The organism is Streptomyces sp. NPDC058685 (genome assembly GCF_042714725.1).
Classification (GTDB): Bacteria; Actinomycetota; Actinomycetes; order Streptomycetales; family Streptomycetaceae; genus Streptomyces.
Map to the genome: position 1 here is coordinate 177,470 of NZ_JBHXSL010000001.1, position 17,027 is coordinate 194,496.

A 17,027-nucleotide genomic window follows, 5' to 3' on the forward strand; every position below is an offset into this window, starting at 1 on the left:
GAGCAGCTGTTCGGATCGGATGCGGTCGGCCCCGGGCGTCCCCGGAAGCCGACCGCCCTTGGAGTGACCGGGCTGCTGTCCCCTGCCGACCGGTCACGCGCGCTGGGGCGAGGTCCCACGACGTACCTGAAGTACGTCACACGCCCCAGCGGAGCCACGCGTGGTTTCCTGCACTGGCCCGCCCCTGGCTGACACGGACACCCGGACCAACGACCCCCCGTCGCCCGCGGTCACGCGCCGTACGGGTGAGGATGCGACCGAACTCAGATGCGGCCCCGGCACAGCTCCAGCAGGGTCATCGCCAGCGAGGTGCCGGGCCGGCCGAGCGCGTCGCGGAAGTGGCTGAGCACCTCCATCTCGCGGGACAGGTTCACCCGGCGCCCGCCGGAGGACAGACGCGCGTCCTGGATGACGGCCGACACGGCCATCCGTTCCTGCACGAGACCGATGATCCGGTCGTCGAGGGCGTCGATCCGCTCGCGGGCGGAGGTGATCACGTCCGCGGCCTCGGGGGTGCGGGCGCCGGTCTTCTCCGTGACGGTCTTCTCGGCGAGTGTCATGGCGTGGGGCTCCTTGTTCCGAAGGAGGCGTCCCCGGTCCGGCACGGCCCGGAAATGACAGAACGCCCCGGGCCTTGTCGGCCCGGGGCGCCTGGGAAGTCGCTTGTCAGTTGCTCAAGCAGCACGACCATGGCAGCCGGACGGGCCGGTGCCATAGGTAAAGACGAAGGTCAGCTGCGTGTGCATGGGGACAGTATGGACCGACCGCCCGCCCGGGGCCAAAGCCGGGTTCGGATGGTGAGACGGAAGAGGCCCCCGCGCGCCCCGGTAGAATCGGCAGAACCGACCCCGCCCACCGCCGGAAGGCCGCCAGTGTCATCAGCGTCCCCCGCTGCCGCGCCCGCATCGAACCCGGACGTCGTCCTGGTTGTCGATTTCGGCGCCCAGTACGCCCAGCTCATCGCCCGCCGTGTCCGTGAGGCCCGGGTCTACAGCGAGATCGTCCCCTCGACGATGCCCGTCGCCGAGATGCTGGCCAAGAACCCCAAGGCGATCATCCTCTCCGGCGGTCCCTCGTCCGTCTACGCGGAGGGCGCCCCGCGCCTGGACCGCGCGATCTTCGAGGCCGGGGTCCCCGTCTTCGGCATGTGCTACGGCTTCCAGCTGATGGCGACGACCCTCGGCGGCACCGTCGACAACACCGGGGCACGCGAGTACGGCCGTACCCCGCTGCACGTCTCCAAGGCCGGCTCGACGCTCTTCGAGGGCACCCCGGCAGAGCAGCCGGTGTGGATGTCCCACGGCGACGCCTGCTCCGCCGCCCCGGAGGGCTTCACGGTCACCGCGTCCACGGACGTGGTCCCGGTCGCCGCCTTCGAGAACGACGAGAAGAAGCTGTACGGCGTGCAGTACCACCCCGAGGTGATGCACTCCACGCACGGCCAGCAGGTTCTCGAGCACTTCCTCTACCGGGGGGCCGGCATCGAGCCGACCTGGACCACCGGGAACGTCATCGAGGAGCAGGTCGCCGCCATCCGCGAGCAGGTCGGCGACAAGCGCGCGATCTGCGGGCTGTCCGGCGGCGTGGACTCCGCGGTGGCCGCCGCTCTCGTGCAGAAGGCCATCGGCTCCCAGCTGACCTGTGTGTACGTCGACCACGGTCTGATGCGCAAGGGCGAGACCGAGCAGGTCGAGAAGGACTTCGTCGCGGCAACGGGCGTACAGCTCAAGGTCGTCGACGCCGAGGAGCGTTTCCTCGACGCGCTGAAGGGGGTCGCCGACCCCGAGCAGAAGCGGAAGATCATCGGTCGCGAGTTCATCCGGGTCTTCGAGCAGGCGCAGGCCGAGATCGTGGCCGAGGCCGAGGCCGGCGAGGAAGTCGCCTTCCTCGTCCAGGGCACGCTCTACCCGGACGTCGTCGAGTCCGGCGGCGGCAGCGGCACCGCCAACATCAAGTCGCACCACAACGTCGGCGGCCTGCCCGAGGACCTGGAGTTCCAGCTCGTCGAGCCGCTGCGCCAGCTGTTCAAGGACGAGGTCCGGATGGTCGGCCAGGAACTGGGCCTGCCGGAGGAGATCGTCCAGCGCCAGCCGTTCCCGGGCCCCGGCCTCGGTATCCGGATCGTCGGCGACGTCACCAAGGAGCGGCTCGACCTCCTGCGCGAGGCCGACGCGATCGCCCGCGAGGAGCTGACCGCGGCCGGTCTCGACCGTGACATCTGGCAGTGCCCGGTGGTGCTGCTCGCCGATGTGCGCAGTGTCGGCGTCCAGGGCGACGGCCGCACCTACGGCCACCCGATCGTCCTGCGTCCCGTGTCCTCCGAGGACGCCATGACGGCGGACTGGACGCGGATGCCGTACGACGTGCTGGCGAAGATCTCGACCCGCATCACCAACGAGGTCGCGGACGTCAACCGGGTGGTCCTCGACGTGACGAGCAAGCCGCCGGGCACCATCGAGTGGGAGTAGTCCCCGTGCGGTGCCGCTACGACGGCTTCTCCAGTTCGAAGTCGTCGTAGTGGAAGCCCGGCGAGACGACGCAGGTCACCAGGGCCGGCTCCGTCCCCGCCGGGTCCGCCGACTGCCAGGTGCCCGCGGGCACCAGCAGTTGCGGCATCTCGCCGGACTCCACCGACGGGCCGAGCCTGAGCGTCGTGTCGTGCGACGGCTCGTCCCCGGTGCCGCCGAGGTGCAGCCGCAGTGGGCCGCCGCGGTGCCACAGCCACAGCTCGTCCGACCGCACCCGGTGCCAGCGGGACCGCTCGCCGGGGTGCAGCAGGAAGTAGATACCGGTGGCGTAGGCCCGCTCCCCGGGGTAGCCGGGCGGGGTCGTTCCGCCGGGCGTCCGCCAGGTCTCCCTGAACCATCCGCCCTCGACATGGCGCTCCAGCCCGAGCAGCGGAACCAGCGGGGAAGTGTGTTCGCTCATGGGGGCATTCTCGCGCAAGGGGCGTGAAGTCTCTGGTCAGTTGAGGTACCCGGAGGTAGCTTCCGTGCCATGACTGAGACGCCCTCGCCGATACCGGTTGACCAGCTGCGATTCGCCATGCCGCCCGTGCACGAGACCGTGGCGGACGAGCGGGCCCACCGCAAGCAACGGCTCGCGGGGGCGCTGCGGCTCTTCGGCCGGTTCGGATACGAGGACGGGGTGTCCGGGCATGTCACCGCGCGGGACCCCGAGTTCGCGGACTGCTTCTGGGTCAACCCCTTCGGTGTGCCGTTCGCGCATGTCACGGCCGAGGACCTGGTGCTGGCGAACGGCCAGGGACAGGTCGTCGCCGGGCGCCACCACGTCAACCAGGCCGCCTTCGCGGTGCACGCCCAGGTCCACCGAGCGCGGCCGGACGTCGTCGCCGTCGCCCACACCCACTCCGTGCACGGGCGCGCGCTGTCGGCACTCGGCGAGCTGATCGAGCCGATCACCCAGGAGGCGTGCGCCTTCTACGAGGACCACACGCTGATGGACCGCTACACCGGTGTGGTGGTCGACGAGGAGGAGGGCCGGCGCATCGCCGAGGCCCTCGGACCCCACAAGGCCGCCGTCCTGCGCAACCACGGACTGCTGACCGTCGGCGACTCGGTCGACGCCGCCGCCTGGTGGTTCATCTCCATGGAACGCTGCGCCCAGGTGCAGCTCACGGCGCGGGCGGCGGGCAAGCCCGCGCTGATCGATCACCGTGACGCGGTGGCCACCCGCGAGCAACTCGGCACCGATCTGGTCGCATGGATCAACTACCAGCCGCTGTGGGAGCAGATCAGCAGGGCGGAACCCGGGCTTCTCCAGTAGTCTCCCGTCAACGTAGCGGCGCCGTATTCACCCCCTGTGGCCTCGGGCGCCGGAGCGCGCGCCCCTTACGTACGGCACAATTCCCTGGAATTGCAAGGAAGTTCGGTCGACGTGGGGCTCGGAAGGCGGCAGACGTTCGTGGCGGTGCAGGAAGCGGGACAGTGCGAGGAGTGCACGCACGGCGCACGCGAGGGTCATCGGCGCGCGGTCGCCGCGTTTCTCGCACGACGGGACGAACTGGCCGCGGGGCAGGGACTGCCCGCCGGGGTCGCCCACTCGCCGGGCGCTTCGCGCCAGTGGGTGTCGGACGAACTGACCCAGTCGGCGCGTGGAGTCGCCGACCGCAGCCGTGAAGCCGGCGACGCCTGGCTCCAGTTGATCTGGCAGCGCTCGGTGATCGCGGTGTGGGCGGCCGTGGTGGCGCTGGCGCTCGGACAGAGCGTGACGGCGATAGGCGCGGGCTGGACCGCCGCACGTACGGCGGGGCTGCTCGCCGCGGTCCTCTTCGGCGCGCTCCTGACCGTCACCGCCCGGCTGCACCGCGCCCGCGGCGGCCTCCTGGCGCCCCTCATCGGCGAGGACAACCGTCTCTCCACCTCCCGCGCGGTCGCCGTCACCTGGGTCCTGCTGGTCGCCTACGCCGTGCTGGTGATCGCCTTCGAGCTGGCGCTCGCCTCCGCGCCGTCCCGGCGGGACACCCTGATCGACGGCCTCGGTCTCGCCCGGGGCGCGGGCCTGCTCTCCGTCCTCGCCCTCACGTGCGCCATCGCCGTGGCCGTCCGCCGGGTGGTGGCCCTGCGGGTCGTGGGACGGCGGCTCCAGAAGGTGCGCGCGGACCGGCCGCGCCTGGCCGACCTGCTCTGCGACGACAGCGGCCGCGGCAGCTTCGCGGACGTGCAGTACGTCCTGGTCGGCGCGGTCGCCATGGTCTTCACTCTGGTGTGCCTCGCCCGCAGGCCCGAGCGGCTGCCCGATCTGCCGTGGGGCCTCGCGCTGCTGGTCGCCGTCTCGGCGGTGACGTACTTCGCGGGTAAGTACGCGGAGGGCGGCCGGCCGGTCGTCTTCTCGGTGGTCCGGGCGCGCGAGGCCGGGGACCTCGACGCCCCCATCCGTACCGGCGACGACATCGAGATCCGCGGCACCGGCTTCGTACCGCCCGGCGCGGGTGCCCCGGACCGGCTCGCCCGGCTGGTCGTGCGCATCGGCACGGTCCATGTCCACGTCCCGCTGATCCCGGTCCCCGGCGGCTTCGCCAACCCCACCGACACCGTGCTGACCGTGCCGGTCCCCGTGGAGGTCGAGCCGGGGCGGGTCGAGGTGCAGGTGGTGACCGCCGCCGGCGGTGAGAGCAGCCCGGTCGTCATCGATGTGACCGACTGATCCGTCCCGTCACGGGCGAGCGCTCCCGGGGTGGTTGTCACAGTGTGAGCCGCATGCCTGGTGAGCCGCGCGGCGACGACGTACGTATGGTCAGTTGACGGGTCAACCGAAGGCGGGACCAGCGATGACACATACATATCGGACGACATCCGGCTACGGCACGATCGACGGCGGACACCACGGCGGCTGGAGGGAGCGGGCGAGCCAGTACGCCCTGCTCCCGCTGCGGATCTTCCTCGGCGTGACCTTCATCTACGCGGGGATCGACAAGCTCACCGACAGCCAGTTCCTGGCGGCGAGCGGCACCGGCTCGGTCGGGGACCTGATGCGCAGTGTCCGGGACAGCTCCGCCGTCCCCGGGCTCGTCGACCTCGCCCTCAAGAGCCCCGAGAACTTCGGTTACGCGATCGCCTTCGGAGAGCTCGCCGTCGGCATCGGCACCCTCGTCGGACTGCTCGCGCGGCTCGCCGCCTTCGGCGGCGCGCTCATCTCGCTGAGCCTGTGGTTGACCGTCAGCTGGCAGACCGAGCCGTACTACTACGGCAACGACCTCGTCTACCTGATGGCCTGGCTGCCGCTGGTGCTCGCCGGGGCGTCGGTCCTGTCCTTCGACGCCGCCATCGCCTCCCGGCGACGGCGAACCTTGTAGTCCACCAGACCCACCGCCCCGGACAGGAACAGACCGCCGAAGACCACCGGGAGGACCACGAACCACGGGATCTGCCAGGTGCCGGCCGCATCGCCCGCGTACAGCAGCGCCGCGGCCAGCACCGCCAGACCCGCGACCACCTTGCCCGGCCTGAACGCATGCCGGATGTCACGACGCGGCACGGGTCACCTCCACCTGTCCGACGCCCACTTCGAGGCGGAGTTCGATCGTGCCCGACGGCTTGACCCCGGCGGGCGGCGACAGCGTCTGCTGCCGCTGCTGACCGGGCTGGACGTCGATGTCGTTCTTCGCGTCACCGGGCAGTCTGATGTCGCCCAGTCCGACCTCTGCCCGCAGCTTCACCGGAGCGTTCCTCGGGACGACGACCTTCGCGCCCCCGGCCCCGACCTCCACCCGTGTCGACAGGGTCTCGCCCGCGGGGACGGCGGCGGCGGAGAGGTTGAGAGTGCCGATGCCCGAGCCCAGTTCGTACCGCGGCTTGACGGCCGCCACCGAGGCGGGCTTCCAGTCCGTCCGCGCCCACTCGGTGCTGATGTCCTTCGGGAGCGCGGCCGCGCCCGCCAGCAGCACCGCCGTGATCCCCGTCATCAGCACGGTGCCGAAGCCGGTACGGCCCAGCACCGAACTGACCAGCAGACCGAGGCCGAACACCGCGAGCGCGCACACCAGACCGATCTGCAGGCTCGTGCCCAGCGCATGGGTCTCCCAGCTCGCGGCCGTGCCCGTACCGCCGGCGACCAGGGCGAGCAGGAACACCGTGCCGCCGATGCCACGCGGACCGCGCGCACGGGTCCGGACGGGGCGGTCCCGCCGCGGTTGGACCGCCTCCCCGAGCGCCGACTCCGGACCCCACAGATAGCCGGACGGCACCGGCCCCGTCGTGCCGTCCTTGACGATCGGGTCGCGCCACCAGGAGGGGCTGTCGGGGGCGGGCGGCGCCTTCGTCTCCGGCGGAGCCTCGGCGACCGCGTGCGCCGTCGCCGGATCGAGCGGCGCACCCTCGGGGAGGACACTGCGGCGGCGCTGCGACCACACGGCCGCGCCGGCGGCCGCGACGGACAGGAGCACGGCGAAAGCGATCGTGCCGCCGTTGCTCAGCATCGTCAGGAACAGTCCGCAGCCGATCAGGGCGAGAAACACCGCCGTCAGGGACGCGCCCTCGACCCGGCCCGACAGCAGCCGGCGCCCCTCGGTCTCGTCGTCGTCCTCCTGCGGGATCAGCAGCCAGGCGAAGCCGTAGAAGATCAGGCCGACACCGCCGGTCACCGACAGCACACCGATCACGATCCGGAAGATCACCGGATCGAGGTCGAAGTAGCGGCCGAGGCCGCCGCAGACGCCCGCCAGCACCTTCTGGCGGGGTGTGCGGCGCAATGGCGCGTCGGGGTGCGCCTCGGGCGCCCCTTCCTGAGTCGCCTGCGGCGTGGTCGGCGAAGTCATGTGTCCATGGTGACGGGCGCCCGGCGCGAACGGCACCCGGGCCGACCCTGGCCGTCCCCTGATATCCGCTCCCGCACTCAGGGTCGGATTAAGGGACGACCCTGATACCGCCGTGTGCCCCCGCGTGTGACGATCGGGTCATGCCAGTCGCCACGCCCCGAGCCGCCGGACCCTCGCGCGCCACCGCGCCGGAGGAGGTGCCGGTGCGCAAGCTCTACCGCAGCGCCGACGGGCGGATGCTGGGCGGTGTGGCCCGCGGCCTCGCGGGCCATCTCGGCCTGCCGGTCATCTGGGTCCGGCTGGTCTTCCTCGCCCTGTTCCTCTCCAACGGCCTCGGGGTGCTGCTGTACGCGGTCTTCTGGATCGTCGTGCCGCTCGGCGTCGGCGGCAGGGCGGCCGAGCCGCGCTCCGTCTTCGAGACCACCCCCGACGGCAGACGCAAGCTCCGCAAGCCCGACAAGGGTCAGCTGTTCGCGATGGTCGCGCTCCTCATCGGCGCCGCGATCTTCGCCCAGAACATCGACATGGGCGGCAGCGCCAACCGCTACATCTGGCCGACGCTCCTGATCGGCGCCGGCGTGGTGCTGGTGTGGCGGCAGGCGGACAACGCCCGCCGGGCCCGCTGGACCCAGGCGGCCGGCCGCCGCCGCAGGCTGCTCCAGGTGGGCCGTGCGCTGGCCGGTGTGGCCCTCGTCGGCATGGGCCTGACCGTCTTCATGGTGGTCCGCGGCTCGGCCGCCCAGCTCGGCAACGTCCTGACCGCCGCGATCGCGGTCATCGCCGGAGTCGCCCTGCTCGCGGGCCCCTGGCTGGTGCGCATGACGCAGGACCTCTCGGAGGAGCGGACGATGCGCATCCGGGCGCAGGAGCGCGCCGAGGTGGCCGCCCACGTCCACGACTCCGTCCTGCACACGCTCACCCTGATCCAGCGCAACGCCGACGACGGCGGCGAGGTCCGCCGTCTCGCCCGCGCCCAGGAGCGGGAGTTGCGGAACTGGCTCTACAAGCCCGAGGGCACCGGCAAGGAGGAGGACGAGGAGCCGGACACGCTCGCGGAGGCGGTGAAGAAGGCCGCCGCCGAGGTCGAGGACAAGCACGGCGTCCCGCTGGAGGTCGTCGTCGTCGGCGACTGCCCGCTCGACGAGAAACTGAGCGCACAGATGCAGGCCGCACGCGAGGCAATGGTGAACGCGGCCAAGTACGGTGGCGAGGGCGGGGCGGTCCAGGTCTTCGCGGAGGTCGAGGGCCGTACGGTCTTCGTCTCCGTCAGGGACAGGGGGCCGGGCTTCGATCTGGATTCCGTACCGCGCGACCGTATGGGCGTCAGGGAATCGATCATCGGCCGTATGCAGCGCCACGGCGGCACGGCGCGGCTCACCTCGGCACCCGGCGAGGGCACGGAAGTGGAGCTCAAGATGGAGAGGGCGGACGGATGACCGAGGCTGCGGGAGAGAGCGCCGAGCGGCGGGTACGGGTCGTGCTCGTCGACGACCACCGGATGTTCCGCACCGGCGTGCAGGCGGAGATCGGCCAGACCGAGACCACGGGCGTGGAAGTGGTCGGCGAGGCCGCGGACGTGGACCAGGCCGTCACCGTGATCACCGCGACCCGGCCCGAGGTCGTCCTGCTGGACGTGCACCTCCCGGGCGGCGGCGGGGTCGAGGTGCTGCGGCGCTGTGCCTCGCTGATGTCGGCGGCGGACCGTCCCGTACGGTTCCTGGCGCTGTCCGTCTCGGACGCCGCCGAGGACGTGATCGGTGTGATCCGCGGCGGCGCCCGCGGCTACGTCACCAAGACCATCACCGGCACGGACCTGGTGAACTCGATCTTCCGGGTGCAGGACGGCGACGCGGTCTTCTCGCCGCGGCTGGCCGGCTTCGTGCTCGACGCCTTCGCCTCGACCGACGCACCGCCGGTCGACGAGGACCTCGACCGCCTCACGCAGCGTGAGCGCGAGGTGCTGCGGCTGATCGCGCGCGGTTACGCGTACAAGGAGATCGCCAAGCAGCTGTTCATCTCGGTCAAGACGGTCGAGTCCCATGTCTCCGCCGTCCTGCGCAAGCTCCAGCTGTCGAACCGTCACGAACTGACCCGGTGGGCGACGGCGCGACGACTCGTCTGACAGCCGCTGTGAGGTAATCGGTACATAGCCGGGCAACCGTCGGTGCCGAGTTCACCTCTTGCTGTGCGTGATGAATCTGACGGGGAACACCTTCTTCGTGATCACGATCGTCCTGGTCGTGATCGCCGTGCTGCTGCCGCTGCTGCTGTGGAGCCGGCTGCGCGGACCCGCGGTCGTGCGGGGCGCGTGCCGGCTGCTCATGGTGGTCTTCGCGCAGGCCACGGCCATTCTCATGGTCTTCGTCTCGGTGAACAACTCCAACGGTCTCTACGGCAGTTGGGGCGACCTGCTCGGCACCTCCGACCATGTGAACAACGCGGTCGACCTCGGGCCCAGCGGGACCGGGGGCCGGCAGATCGCCGCGCTGCCGAAGGTGCGCCAGACCTTCGAGAAGGTCGACGAGCCGGGCCTCGGCAGCGGCCTGCGCCGCACCTACCTCAAGGGCGCGGTCTCCGGCGTGGAGGGCGAGGTGTACGTCTGGCTGCCGCCGCAGTACGACGACCCCGCCTACCGCGACAAGCAGTTCCCCGTCGTCGAGCTGCTCGCCGGCTTCCCCGGTTCCTCGAAGAGCTGGTTCCGCGCCATGAAGGTGCAGTCCCGGATCCAGCCGCTGATCGAGTCCGGCGTCGTGGCGCCCTTCATCCTCGTCTCGCCGCGCACGATGCTGCTCGGCGACAAGGACACCGGATACGCGAACGTCCCGGGCACGGTCAACGCCGACAGCTGGCTGACCGTGGACGTGCGCAAGATGGTCGCCGACAACTTCCGGGCCTCCCTGGCCCCCACGAGCTGGGCGATAGCCGGCTACTCCGCCGGCGGCCACGGAGCGGCCAAACTGGCCCTCGCCCACCCCGACCGCTACTCCGCCGCGGTGAGCCTGTCCGGTTACAACGACCCGGCTGCGGAGAAGACCTCCATCACGGGGGCGGACCCGAAGCTGCGCCGTGAGAACGACGTCCTGAACATCCTCATGGGGGCGAAGACGCCGCCCCGGGTCTCCCTGCTGGCCACGGGAGAGGGCGCGGACGGCTACCTCCCGGGCCTCGCGCTCCGCGACGTGTCGAAGCCGCCGACCAGGGTCGAGGTCCGGCCGACGGCGGGCGGTCACGTCACGCGGGTGTGGGGTGCGGAACTGCCGTACGCGTTCCGGTGGTTGACGCGCGAGATGAAGCTGGAGGACGGGACGCCGGGCCAGGGCGGCCCGGGCGGGGGCGCCGGGCGCCGGGACCGTCCGGAGGCGGAGGGTGCGGAGGTGGACGAACCGTCGGGGGCGGGCGGCGGGATGCTGGAGTGAGGTCGGGCGCTGGCGCGTGAGGGCCGGACGCCGGACGCCTGTGCGCGAGGCCCCGCGACGGACGCTCGTCGATGACCCCGGACCCCTACGACGGACCCCCGGGCCCCGGGCCCCTACGACGGACCCCCGGACCTCGGGCCCCTAAGACGGACCCCCGGACCCCGGGCCCTATGACGGACGCGTCGCCCCCGCGAACGGCATGTCGTCGATCGACGCGACCCGGACCGGGGCGCCCGGACGCGGTGCGTGGACCATCTGGCCGCCGCCGATGTAGAGGCCGACATGGCTGATGCCCGAGTAGAAGAACACCAGGTCGCCCGGGGCCAGTTCGGACCGGGACACCCGCCGGCCCGCATTGATCTGCGTGTACGTGGTCCGGGGGAGCGAGACGCCGGCAGAGCGCCAGGCCGCCTGGGTGAGCCCGGAGCAGTCGAAGGAGGACGGGCCGGTCGCTCCCCAGACGTACGGCCTGCCGAGCGCCCCGTAGGCGTAGGCGACGGCCTGGGCGGCGCGGGAGTCGGGGGCCCTCAGGGCGCCGCGGGGGGCCGTGGAGCGGTCGGCGCGCGCGGCGGACGCGGAGTCCCCGTGCCCGGACCCCGCGTCGTACGAGGCACGCTGTTCGGCCGTGAGCCGGTCCAGCATCCGCTCGGCGGCCGAGAGTTTGCTCTGTACGGTCGCCTTGTGGCGGGCCAGTTCCGCCTGCCGGTCCTTCAGGCTCTCCATCCGCTCGCCCGCCTGTGCCCGCAGCCGGTCGATCTCCACGAGCTGCTGGTGCACTCCGGCGATCGCGGCGGCCTGCCGCTCACCCGTGCGTTCGACGAGCGCGGCCCGCTCCAGGTACTCGTCGGGGTCGGAGGTGAGCGCGAGTTGCAGGGCGGGGTCGATGGTCCCGGCGCGGTACTGAGCGGTGGCGATCGAACCGAGAGCGTTGCGCGAGGAGTTGAGGCGGTCGGTCCTGCGGGCGGCCTCGTCGCGCAGCCGGTCGACCGATGTACGCAACGCCGCGGTCCGCTCCTTGGCCCCGTTGTACTTCTCCGTGGCCACCTCTGCCTCGTGGTACAGCTTGTCCGCCTTGTCCTTGACCTGGGCCGGTGTGAGGGCGGGTTCCGCGTGGCCGACTCCGTCGAAGGCGGTCGCCGACGCCGCTCCTGCGAGCGCGATGGTGGCTGCGGTTCGGGCGGCGGGCCCGGAGAGGAGATGCTGCTTGGGTTTCCGGTGCGCGGCCACGGGTGCGTGTACGTCCTTCCGTCATCCCTGCGGGTCCGGGTCCGGCGGCGGCCCGCACAGGGGAGCGGTCCGCCGCCGGATCTCTCGGCGTGACGGCCGACTGCCGCCCGGTGCTGCGGCGGCGGTGGGGAGTCGGTCATCTGAGGCAGGACGCTAAACCTGGGGGTCACGGCAGGGAGACGCAAGGACCGAATGTGCCCGAAGGTGGACATCTTGCTGCGCTTTCTGCAAGCCGATCCGGCCCGCACACGTCCTTTCTCCGCACCGCTGTGACCGATGTGCCGAATGAGGCTCACCCGGCCTGAAGGGGGTGATATGGCGGGAGTTAGGCTCCGCCGCATGGACGTACTCATCAATGCCTTCGTCGCCCTGCACATCATCGGTATCGCGGCCCTGCTGGGCGGCTTCCTCACGCAGATGAAGGCGATGTCCGAGGGGACGGCGCGCTTCGGCCCGGCGATGCTGCACGGTGCGCTGACGATGCTCGTCACCGGTGTGGCGCTGGTGGGCCTCAACCAGGCGGACGACCAGACGGTGAACAACCTCAAGATCGGCATCAAGCTGGCGGTGCTGGTGGTGATCCTGGGTCTGGTCTACGTCAAGCGGGACGAGGAGTCGGTGGAGAAGCCGCTGTTCGCCGCGGTGGGCGGGCTGACGGTCGCGAACATCTTCATCGCCACGCTCTGGACGTGAGCGCGCCGCGCCGGACATGAGGGCGCCGGGCGCGGCTCTGGTGCTCCGGGTGCTCCGCGCGTTCCGGGCGCTCCGGGCATGAGAACGCCCGGGCACCCTCGGGCCCGGGCGTCCGGTGTGCGGCCGGCTCAGGCCGGGCGAACGCTGCCGTAGATCGGCATGTAGAAGATCGACTCCTCGCGGACGTTCGCCCCCGGCTTCGGGGCGTGGATCATCTTGCCGTCGCCGATGTAGATGCCCACATGGCTGATGTCGTCGTAGAAGAAGACCAGGTCCCCCGGGAGCAGATCCTTCGTCTCGATCCGCTTGCCGGTCTTCACCTGGTCCCAGGTGGTGCGCGGCAGGCTCACGCCCGCGGTCTTCCAGGCGGCCTGCGTCAGCCCCGAGCAGTCGTACGAGCTGGGGCCGGCCGCACCCCAGACGTACGGCTTGCCGATCTGGGCGCGCGCGAAGTCGAGGACCTTGGCGGCCTTGGCGGTGGAGGTGCCGTCGGAAGAACCGGAACCGGAACCCGTGCCGGTCCCGGGCACCGTGCCCGTGCCGCCGCCCTGGTTCTGCTCGCGCTCCTTCTCCCGGCGCTGCCGCTCCGCCTCGGCCTTCGCCTCCTGTTCGGCCTTCTGCTCCGCCTTGCGGCGGGCCTCCTCCGCCTTCTCGCGCTCGATCGCGGCCAGCCGCGCCTTCTCCTCGGCGGTCAGCTTCGACAGCAGCTCACGCGCCTCGGCGAGCTTTGCCTGCACGTCCTGCTTGCTGGTGCGCAGCGCCCGCTGCGACCGGGTGAGGGACTCCAGGCTCTCGGTCGCCGTGGCCCGCTGCTTGGCGGCGGCCGCCCGCTGGGTCTCGTAGTCGGCGATCACATCCCGCTGACGGTCCGTCATGCGGTCCATCAGCTGGGTCTGGTCGAAGTACTGCTGAGGGCTGTCCGCGAAGAGCAGCGCGGCGGTCGGGGCGACCGCGCCCGTGCGGTACTGCGCGGCCGCGTAGTTGCCGAGCACCTGGCGGGACTCGTTCAGCTTCTCCGTGCGCTGCGCGTTCTCGTCGAGGAGCTTGCCGACCTGCTGCCGCTTCTCCTCCGTCGCCTCTTTCGCCTGGTTGTACTTCTGCGTCTCGGTGCCGGCCTGCCGGTACAGGTCGTCGACCTTCTTCTGCACCTCTTCGACCGACGGCTTCGGGTCGCTCGGCGCCGCGTCGGCGCTCTGCGTCGACAGCAGCGTGACGGATGCGAGGGCTGCCGTCGTGAAACCGACGGCGGGGGAGGTCTTCACGGTTCGACTTCGCGTTTTGCGATGCGACGCCAAGGCCGACATCTCCTTCTTCCGTTGACCGCCTACCGGGTTAGCTGTCGGGTTCGGGCGGAACGGAAGATCGCCCTACGGACCGTGCTGGTGCTGGTCCGATTCACCCCGGTTGTGCATGGTGGGTCCCCGGTTCCGAACTTCCTTGGGAAAAGCTCGAATTCGGCGCTGACTGCCCGTTTGGCGTGGATCGCCGCGGGGGACGGGCTGCCTGATCGAGCACGCTAACCAACTCGTGTGGCTCCTGTGAAGGTTGATGTTCGATATGCCCGATACATTTTCGTGACCTTATCGATCGGGTGGTCGGCGTGCTCGCCAGATGACCCATTGCGTTCGAAAAGGTGCAGAGTGTTGCCGGAGTCGTGCGGGATTGGGCGCATCGGTGGTACGGGAGCGGGCGTACGGCTTCGAACGCGCCGACGCACCGACGCATCGCATCGCATCGCACCGCTCCGGCGCTCGGACCGGAGCCGCCACGCCTCTCGGCGGGGTCGCGGCGGCCGTATGGCAATGCGGCCGCGAGCTGTCAGTGCCGCGGCCTAGACTCGTAAAGCGATGAGCAGCCTCTTTGACGACAGCTTCCTGGCGAACCTCCAGCACACCTCGGAGGAGCCCCCGCCGCACCCCGAGGAGCCCGGAGACGGGCCCGGAGAGGAGATCCCGGACGATCTCTTCCAGGGCGCGTTCGACGTGCCCCCGGCCCGGGACGCCCACCACGGCAACGGCGCCCCGCGCACGATCGTGGACCCCGCCGCCCTGCTGGACGGACTGAACGAACAGCAGCGCGCCGCCGTGGTGCACACCGGATCGCCGCTGCTCATCGTGGCCGGCGCCGGTTCCGGCAAGACCCGTGTGCTCACACACCGCATCGCCCATCTGCTGGGGACGCGCAGCGTCCACCCCGGCCAGATACTGGCGATCACCTTCACCAACAAGGCCGCCGGCGAGATGAAGGAGCGCGTCGAGCAGCTGGTCGGCCCGCGCGCCAACGCCATGTGGGTCATGACCTTCCACAGCGCCTGCGTCCGCATCCTGCGCCGGGAGTCCAAGAAGCTCGGCTTCACCTCGTCGTTCTCGATCTACGACGCGGCCGACTCCAAGCGACTGATGGCGCTCGTCTGCCGTGATCTCGATCTCGACCCCAAGAAGTTCCCGCCGAAGGCCTTCAGTGCCAAGATCTCGAACCTCAAGAACGAACTGATCGACGAGGAGAGCTACGCCGACCAGGTCGGCGGGGGCAGCGAGGCCGAGGGCTCCGGGGGAGGCTTCGAGAAGACGCTGGCCGAGGCGTACCGGATGTACCAGGCGCGGCTGCGCGAGGCCAACGCCCTGGACTTCGACGACATCATCATGACCACCGTCCATCTGCTCCAGGCGTTCCCGGACGTCGCCGAGCACTACCAGCGGCGCTTCCGGCATGTGCTGGTGGACGAGTACCAGGACACCAACCACGCTCAGTACACGCTCGTACGCGAGCTGGTGGGCACCGGGCAGGAGGACCTGCCCCCCGCCGAGCTGTGCGTCGTCGGCGACGCCGACCAGTCGATCTACGCCTTCCGCGGCGCGACCATCCGCAACATCCTCCAGTTCGAGGAGGACTACCCGGACGCGAAGACGATCCTGCTGGAGCAGAACTACCGCTCGACCCAGACGATCCTCTCCGCCGCCAACGCCGTCATCGAGCGCAACGAGAGCCGCCGCCCCAAGAACCTGTGGACGAACGCAGGCGCGGGCGCCCGGATCACCGGCTACGTCGCCGACACCGAGCACGACGAGGCCCAGTTCGTCGCCGACGAGATCGACCGGCTCACGGACGCGGGCGACGCCAAGGCCGGTGACGTCGCGGTCTTCTACCGGACGAACGCACAGTCCCGGGTCTTCGAAGAGATCTTCATCCGGGTCGGCCTGCCCTACAAGGTCGTCGGCGGAGTCCGCTTCTACGAGCGCAAGGAGGTCCGGGACGTCCTGGCCTATCTGCGCGTCCTCGCCAACCCCGAGGACAACGTCCCGCTGCGGCGCATCCTCAACGTCCCCAAGCGAGGCATCGGCGACCGCGCCGAAGCGATGATCGACGCACTCGCCCTGCGCGAGAAGATCACTTTCCCGCAGGCGCTGCGGCGGGTGGACGAGGCGTACGGCATGGCGGCCCGGTCGGCGAACGCCGTCAAGCGGTTCAACGTGCTGATGGAGGAGCTGCGTACGGTCGTCGAATCAGGCGCCGGACCGGCCACCGTCCTCGAAGCCGTTCTGGAGCGGACCGGCTATCTCGCCGAACTGCAGGCGTCTACGGACCCGCAGGACGAGACACGGATCGAGAACCTCCAGGAACTGGCGGCGGTGGCGCTGGAGTTCGAGCAGGAGCGGGCCGAGGAGGAGGGCGCTGGCACCCTCGCCGAGTTCCTGGAGAAGGTCGCGCTCGTGGCCGACTCCGACCAGATCCCCGACGAGGACGAGGACGGCTCCGGAGTCATCACCCTGATGACGCTGCACACCGCCAAGGGCCTCGAGTTCCCGGTGGTGTTCCTGACCGGCATGGAGGACGGCGTCTTCCCGCACATGCGCGCGCTCGGCCAGGCCAAGGAGCTGGAGGAGGAGCGCCGGCTGGCGTACGTCGGCATCACACGCGCCCGCGAACGCCTGTACCTGACGCGCTCCTCCATGCGCAGCGCCTGGGGGCAGCCCTCGTACAACCCGCCGTCGCGGTTCCTGGAGGAGATCCCGGGACAGCACCTGGACTGGAAGCGCACCGGCCCGATGGCCGCGCCGGCGGGACCGACCGCGGGTATCGCGTCGTCGCTGTCGTCGTCGCGCTCGCGGTCGGGCGGCGGAGCGTCGGGGTTCGCCACCAGGCGGACGACCGACAAGCCGGTCATCTCGCTGGCCGTCGGCGACCGTGTGACCCACGACCAGTTCGGCCTGGGGACCGTCACCGAGGTGAAGGGGTCCGGCGCCGACGCACAGGCGACGATCGACTTCGGGGACGCCAAGCCGAAGCGGCTGCTGCTGAGGTACGCGCCGGTGCAGAAGCTCTAGCGCGGGCAGGGGCGCCGGCCGGCTGCGACGAGCGGCCGGCCGGACTGTCCTGCTGCGTGGAGATGTGCGGTGTGACCGAGCCCGGCCGGT

The 17,027-nt window shown here is 70.9% G+C and carries 15 protein-coding genes and 1 riboswitch; of the genes, 9 read left to right on the forward strand and 6 right to left on the reverse strand.

Features of this window, described 5'->3' with window-relative positions; genetic code table 11:
- Positions 1 to 263 precede the first annotated feature (263 nt).
- Positions 264 to 560 carry a chorismate mutase gene (locus ACFWU3_RS00875; protein ID WP_313944617.1) on the reverse strand — a complete coding sequence of 99 codons (297 nt, stop codon included), beginning with the start codon at positions 558 to 560 and terminating at the stop codon, positions 264 to 266.
- A 312-nt stretch (positions 561 to 872) separates the two neighbouring features.
- Here ACFWU3_RS00875 and guaA point away from each other — a divergent pair, with 312 nt between their 5' ends.
- Positions 873 to 2,468 carry a glutamine-hydrolyzing GMP synthase gene (gene guaA, locus ACFWU3_RS00880; protein WP_384429153.1) on the forward strand — a complete coding sequence of 532 codons (1,596 nt, stop codon included), beginning with the start codon at positions 873 to 875 and terminating at the stop codon, positions 2,466 to 2,468.
- A gap of 16 nt (positions 2,469 to 2,484) precedes the next feature.
- Here the strand turns inward: guaA and ACFWU3_RS00885 are convergent, their stop codons facing one another.
- A complete protein-coding gene (locus ACFWU3_RS00885) occupies positions 2,485 to 2,928 on the reverse strand; it encodes a cupin domain-containing protein (protein WP_313944615.1) in 444 nt (147 codons plus the stop codon).
- A 69-nt stretch (positions 2,929 to 2,997) separates the two neighbouring features.
- On the opposite strand from ACFWU3_RS00885, the gene ACFWU3_RS00890 reads away from it, so the two are divergent.
- From ACFWU3_RS00890 to ACFWU3_RS00900, 3 genes are all read left to right on the forward strand, one after another.
- Positions 2,998 to 3,786, forward strand: coding sequence for a class II aldolase/adducin family protein (locus tag ACFWU3_RS00890; protein ID WP_384429157.1), 789 nt, complete (start codon positions 2,998 to 3,000; stop codon positions 3,784 to 3,786).
- Between the two features lie 111 nt (positions 3,787 to 3,897).
- Positions 3,898 to 5,166 (forward strand): hypothetical protein, encoded by a 1,269-nt coding sequence (locus tag ACFWU3_RS00895; RefSeq protein WP_384429160.1) that lies wholly within the window; start codon positions 3,898 to 3,900, stop codon positions 5,164 to 5,166.
- Between the two features lie 124 nt (positions 5,167 to 5,290).
- On the forward strand, positions 5,291 to 5,815 hold the full coding sequence (locus tag ACFWU3_RS00900; protein ID WP_384429163.1) for a DoxX family protein: 525 nt from the start codon (positions 5,291 to 5,293) through the stop codon (positions 5,813 to 5,815).
- Here the strand turns inward: ACFWU3_RS00900 and ACFWU3_RS00905 are convergent.
- Together ACFWU3_RS00905 and ACFWU3_RS00910 are read right to left on the reverse strand one after the other, a co-directional pair.
- A complete protein-coding gene (locus ACFWU3_RS00905; protein WP_384429166.1) occupies positions 5,722 to 5,997 on the reverse strand; it encodes a hypothetical protein in 276 nt (91 codons plus the stop codon). The two genes, ACFWU3_RS00900 and ACFWU3_RS00905, sit on opposite strands and share 94 nt — an antisense overlap.
- Entirely contained in the window at positions 5,984 to 7,276 is a 1,293-nt protein-coding gene (locus tag ACFWU3_RS00910; RefSeq protein WP_384429169.1) for a PspC domain-containing protein, read from the reverse strand. Before ACFWU3_RS00910 ends, ACFWU3_RS00905 begins: the two co-directional genes overlap by 14 nt.
- 140 nt (positions 7,277 to 7,416) lie before the next feature.
- Between ACFWU3_RS00910 and ACFWU3_RS00915 the strand changes: the two genes are divergently transcribed.
- The 3 genes from ACFWU3_RS00915 (at position 7,417) to ACFWU3_RS00925 (ending at position 10,692) form a co-directional block, all read left to right on the forward strand.
- Positions 7,417 to 8,712, forward strand: a complete 1,296-nt coding sequence (locus ACFWU3_RS00915; RefSeq protein WP_328861500.1) for a PspC domain-containing protein — start codon at positions 7,417 to 7,419, stop codon at positions 8,710 to 8,712.
- Positions 8,709 to 9,398, forward strand: coding sequence for a LuxR C-terminal-related transcriptional regulator (locus ACFWU3_RS00920; protein WP_384429173.1), 690 nt, complete (start codon positions 8,709 to 8,711; stop codon positions 9,396 to 9,398). Before ACFWU3_RS00915 ends, ACFWU3_RS00920 begins: the two co-directional genes overlap by 4 nt.
- Before the next feature lie 70 nt (positions 9,399 to 9,468).
- Complete coding sequence (locus tag ACFWU3_RS00925) at positions 9,469 to 10,692, forward strand: alpha/beta hydrolase (RefSeq protein WP_384429176.1); 1,224 nt, start codon at positions 9,469 to 9,471, stop codon at positions 10,690 to 10,692.
- Between the two features lie 168 nt (positions 10,693 to 10,860).
- Here ACFWU3_RS00925 and ACFWU3_RS00930 read toward each other — a convergent pair whose 3' ends face one another.
- A complete protein-coding gene (locus ACFWU3_RS00930; RefSeq protein WP_384429179.1) occupies positions 10,861 to 11,919 on the reverse strand; it encodes an NlpC/P60 family protein in 1,059 nt (352 codons plus the stop codon).
- Between the two features lie 339 nt (positions 11,920 to 12,258).
- On the opposite strand from ACFWU3_RS00930, the gene ACFWU3_RS00935 reads away from it, so the two are divergent.
- Positions 12,259 to 12,612, forward strand: a complete 354-nt coding sequence (locus ACFWU3_RS00935) for a hypothetical protein (protein ID WP_384429182.1) — start codon at positions 12,259 to 12,261, stop codon at positions 12,610 to 12,612.
- Between the two features lie 128 nt (positions 12,613 to 12,740).
- Here ACFWU3_RS00935 and ACFWU3_RS00940 read toward each other — a convergent pair whose 3' ends face one another.
- Positions 12,741 to 13,916, reverse strand: coding sequence for an NlpC/P60 family protein (locus tag ACFWU3_RS00940; protein ID WP_384429185.1), 1,176 nt, complete (start codon positions 13,914 to 13,916; stop codon positions 12,741 to 12,743).
- Between the two features lies 1 nt (position 13,917).
- Positions 13,918 to 14,082, reverse strand: a riboswitch (cyclic di-AMP (ydaO/yuaA leader).
- A gap of 377 nt (positions 14,083 to 14,459) precedes the next feature.
- Between ACFWU3_RS00940 and pcrA the strand changes: the two genes are divergently transcribed.
- Positions 14,460 to 16,937 carry a DNA helicase PcrA gene (gene pcrA / locus ACFWU3_RS00945; RefSeq protein WP_384429188.1) on the forward strand — a complete coding sequence of 826 codons (2,478 nt, stop codon included), beginning with the start codon at positions 14,460 to 14,462 and terminating at the stop codon, positions 16,935 to 16,937.
- Positions 16,938 to 17,027 lie beyond the last annotated feature (90 nt).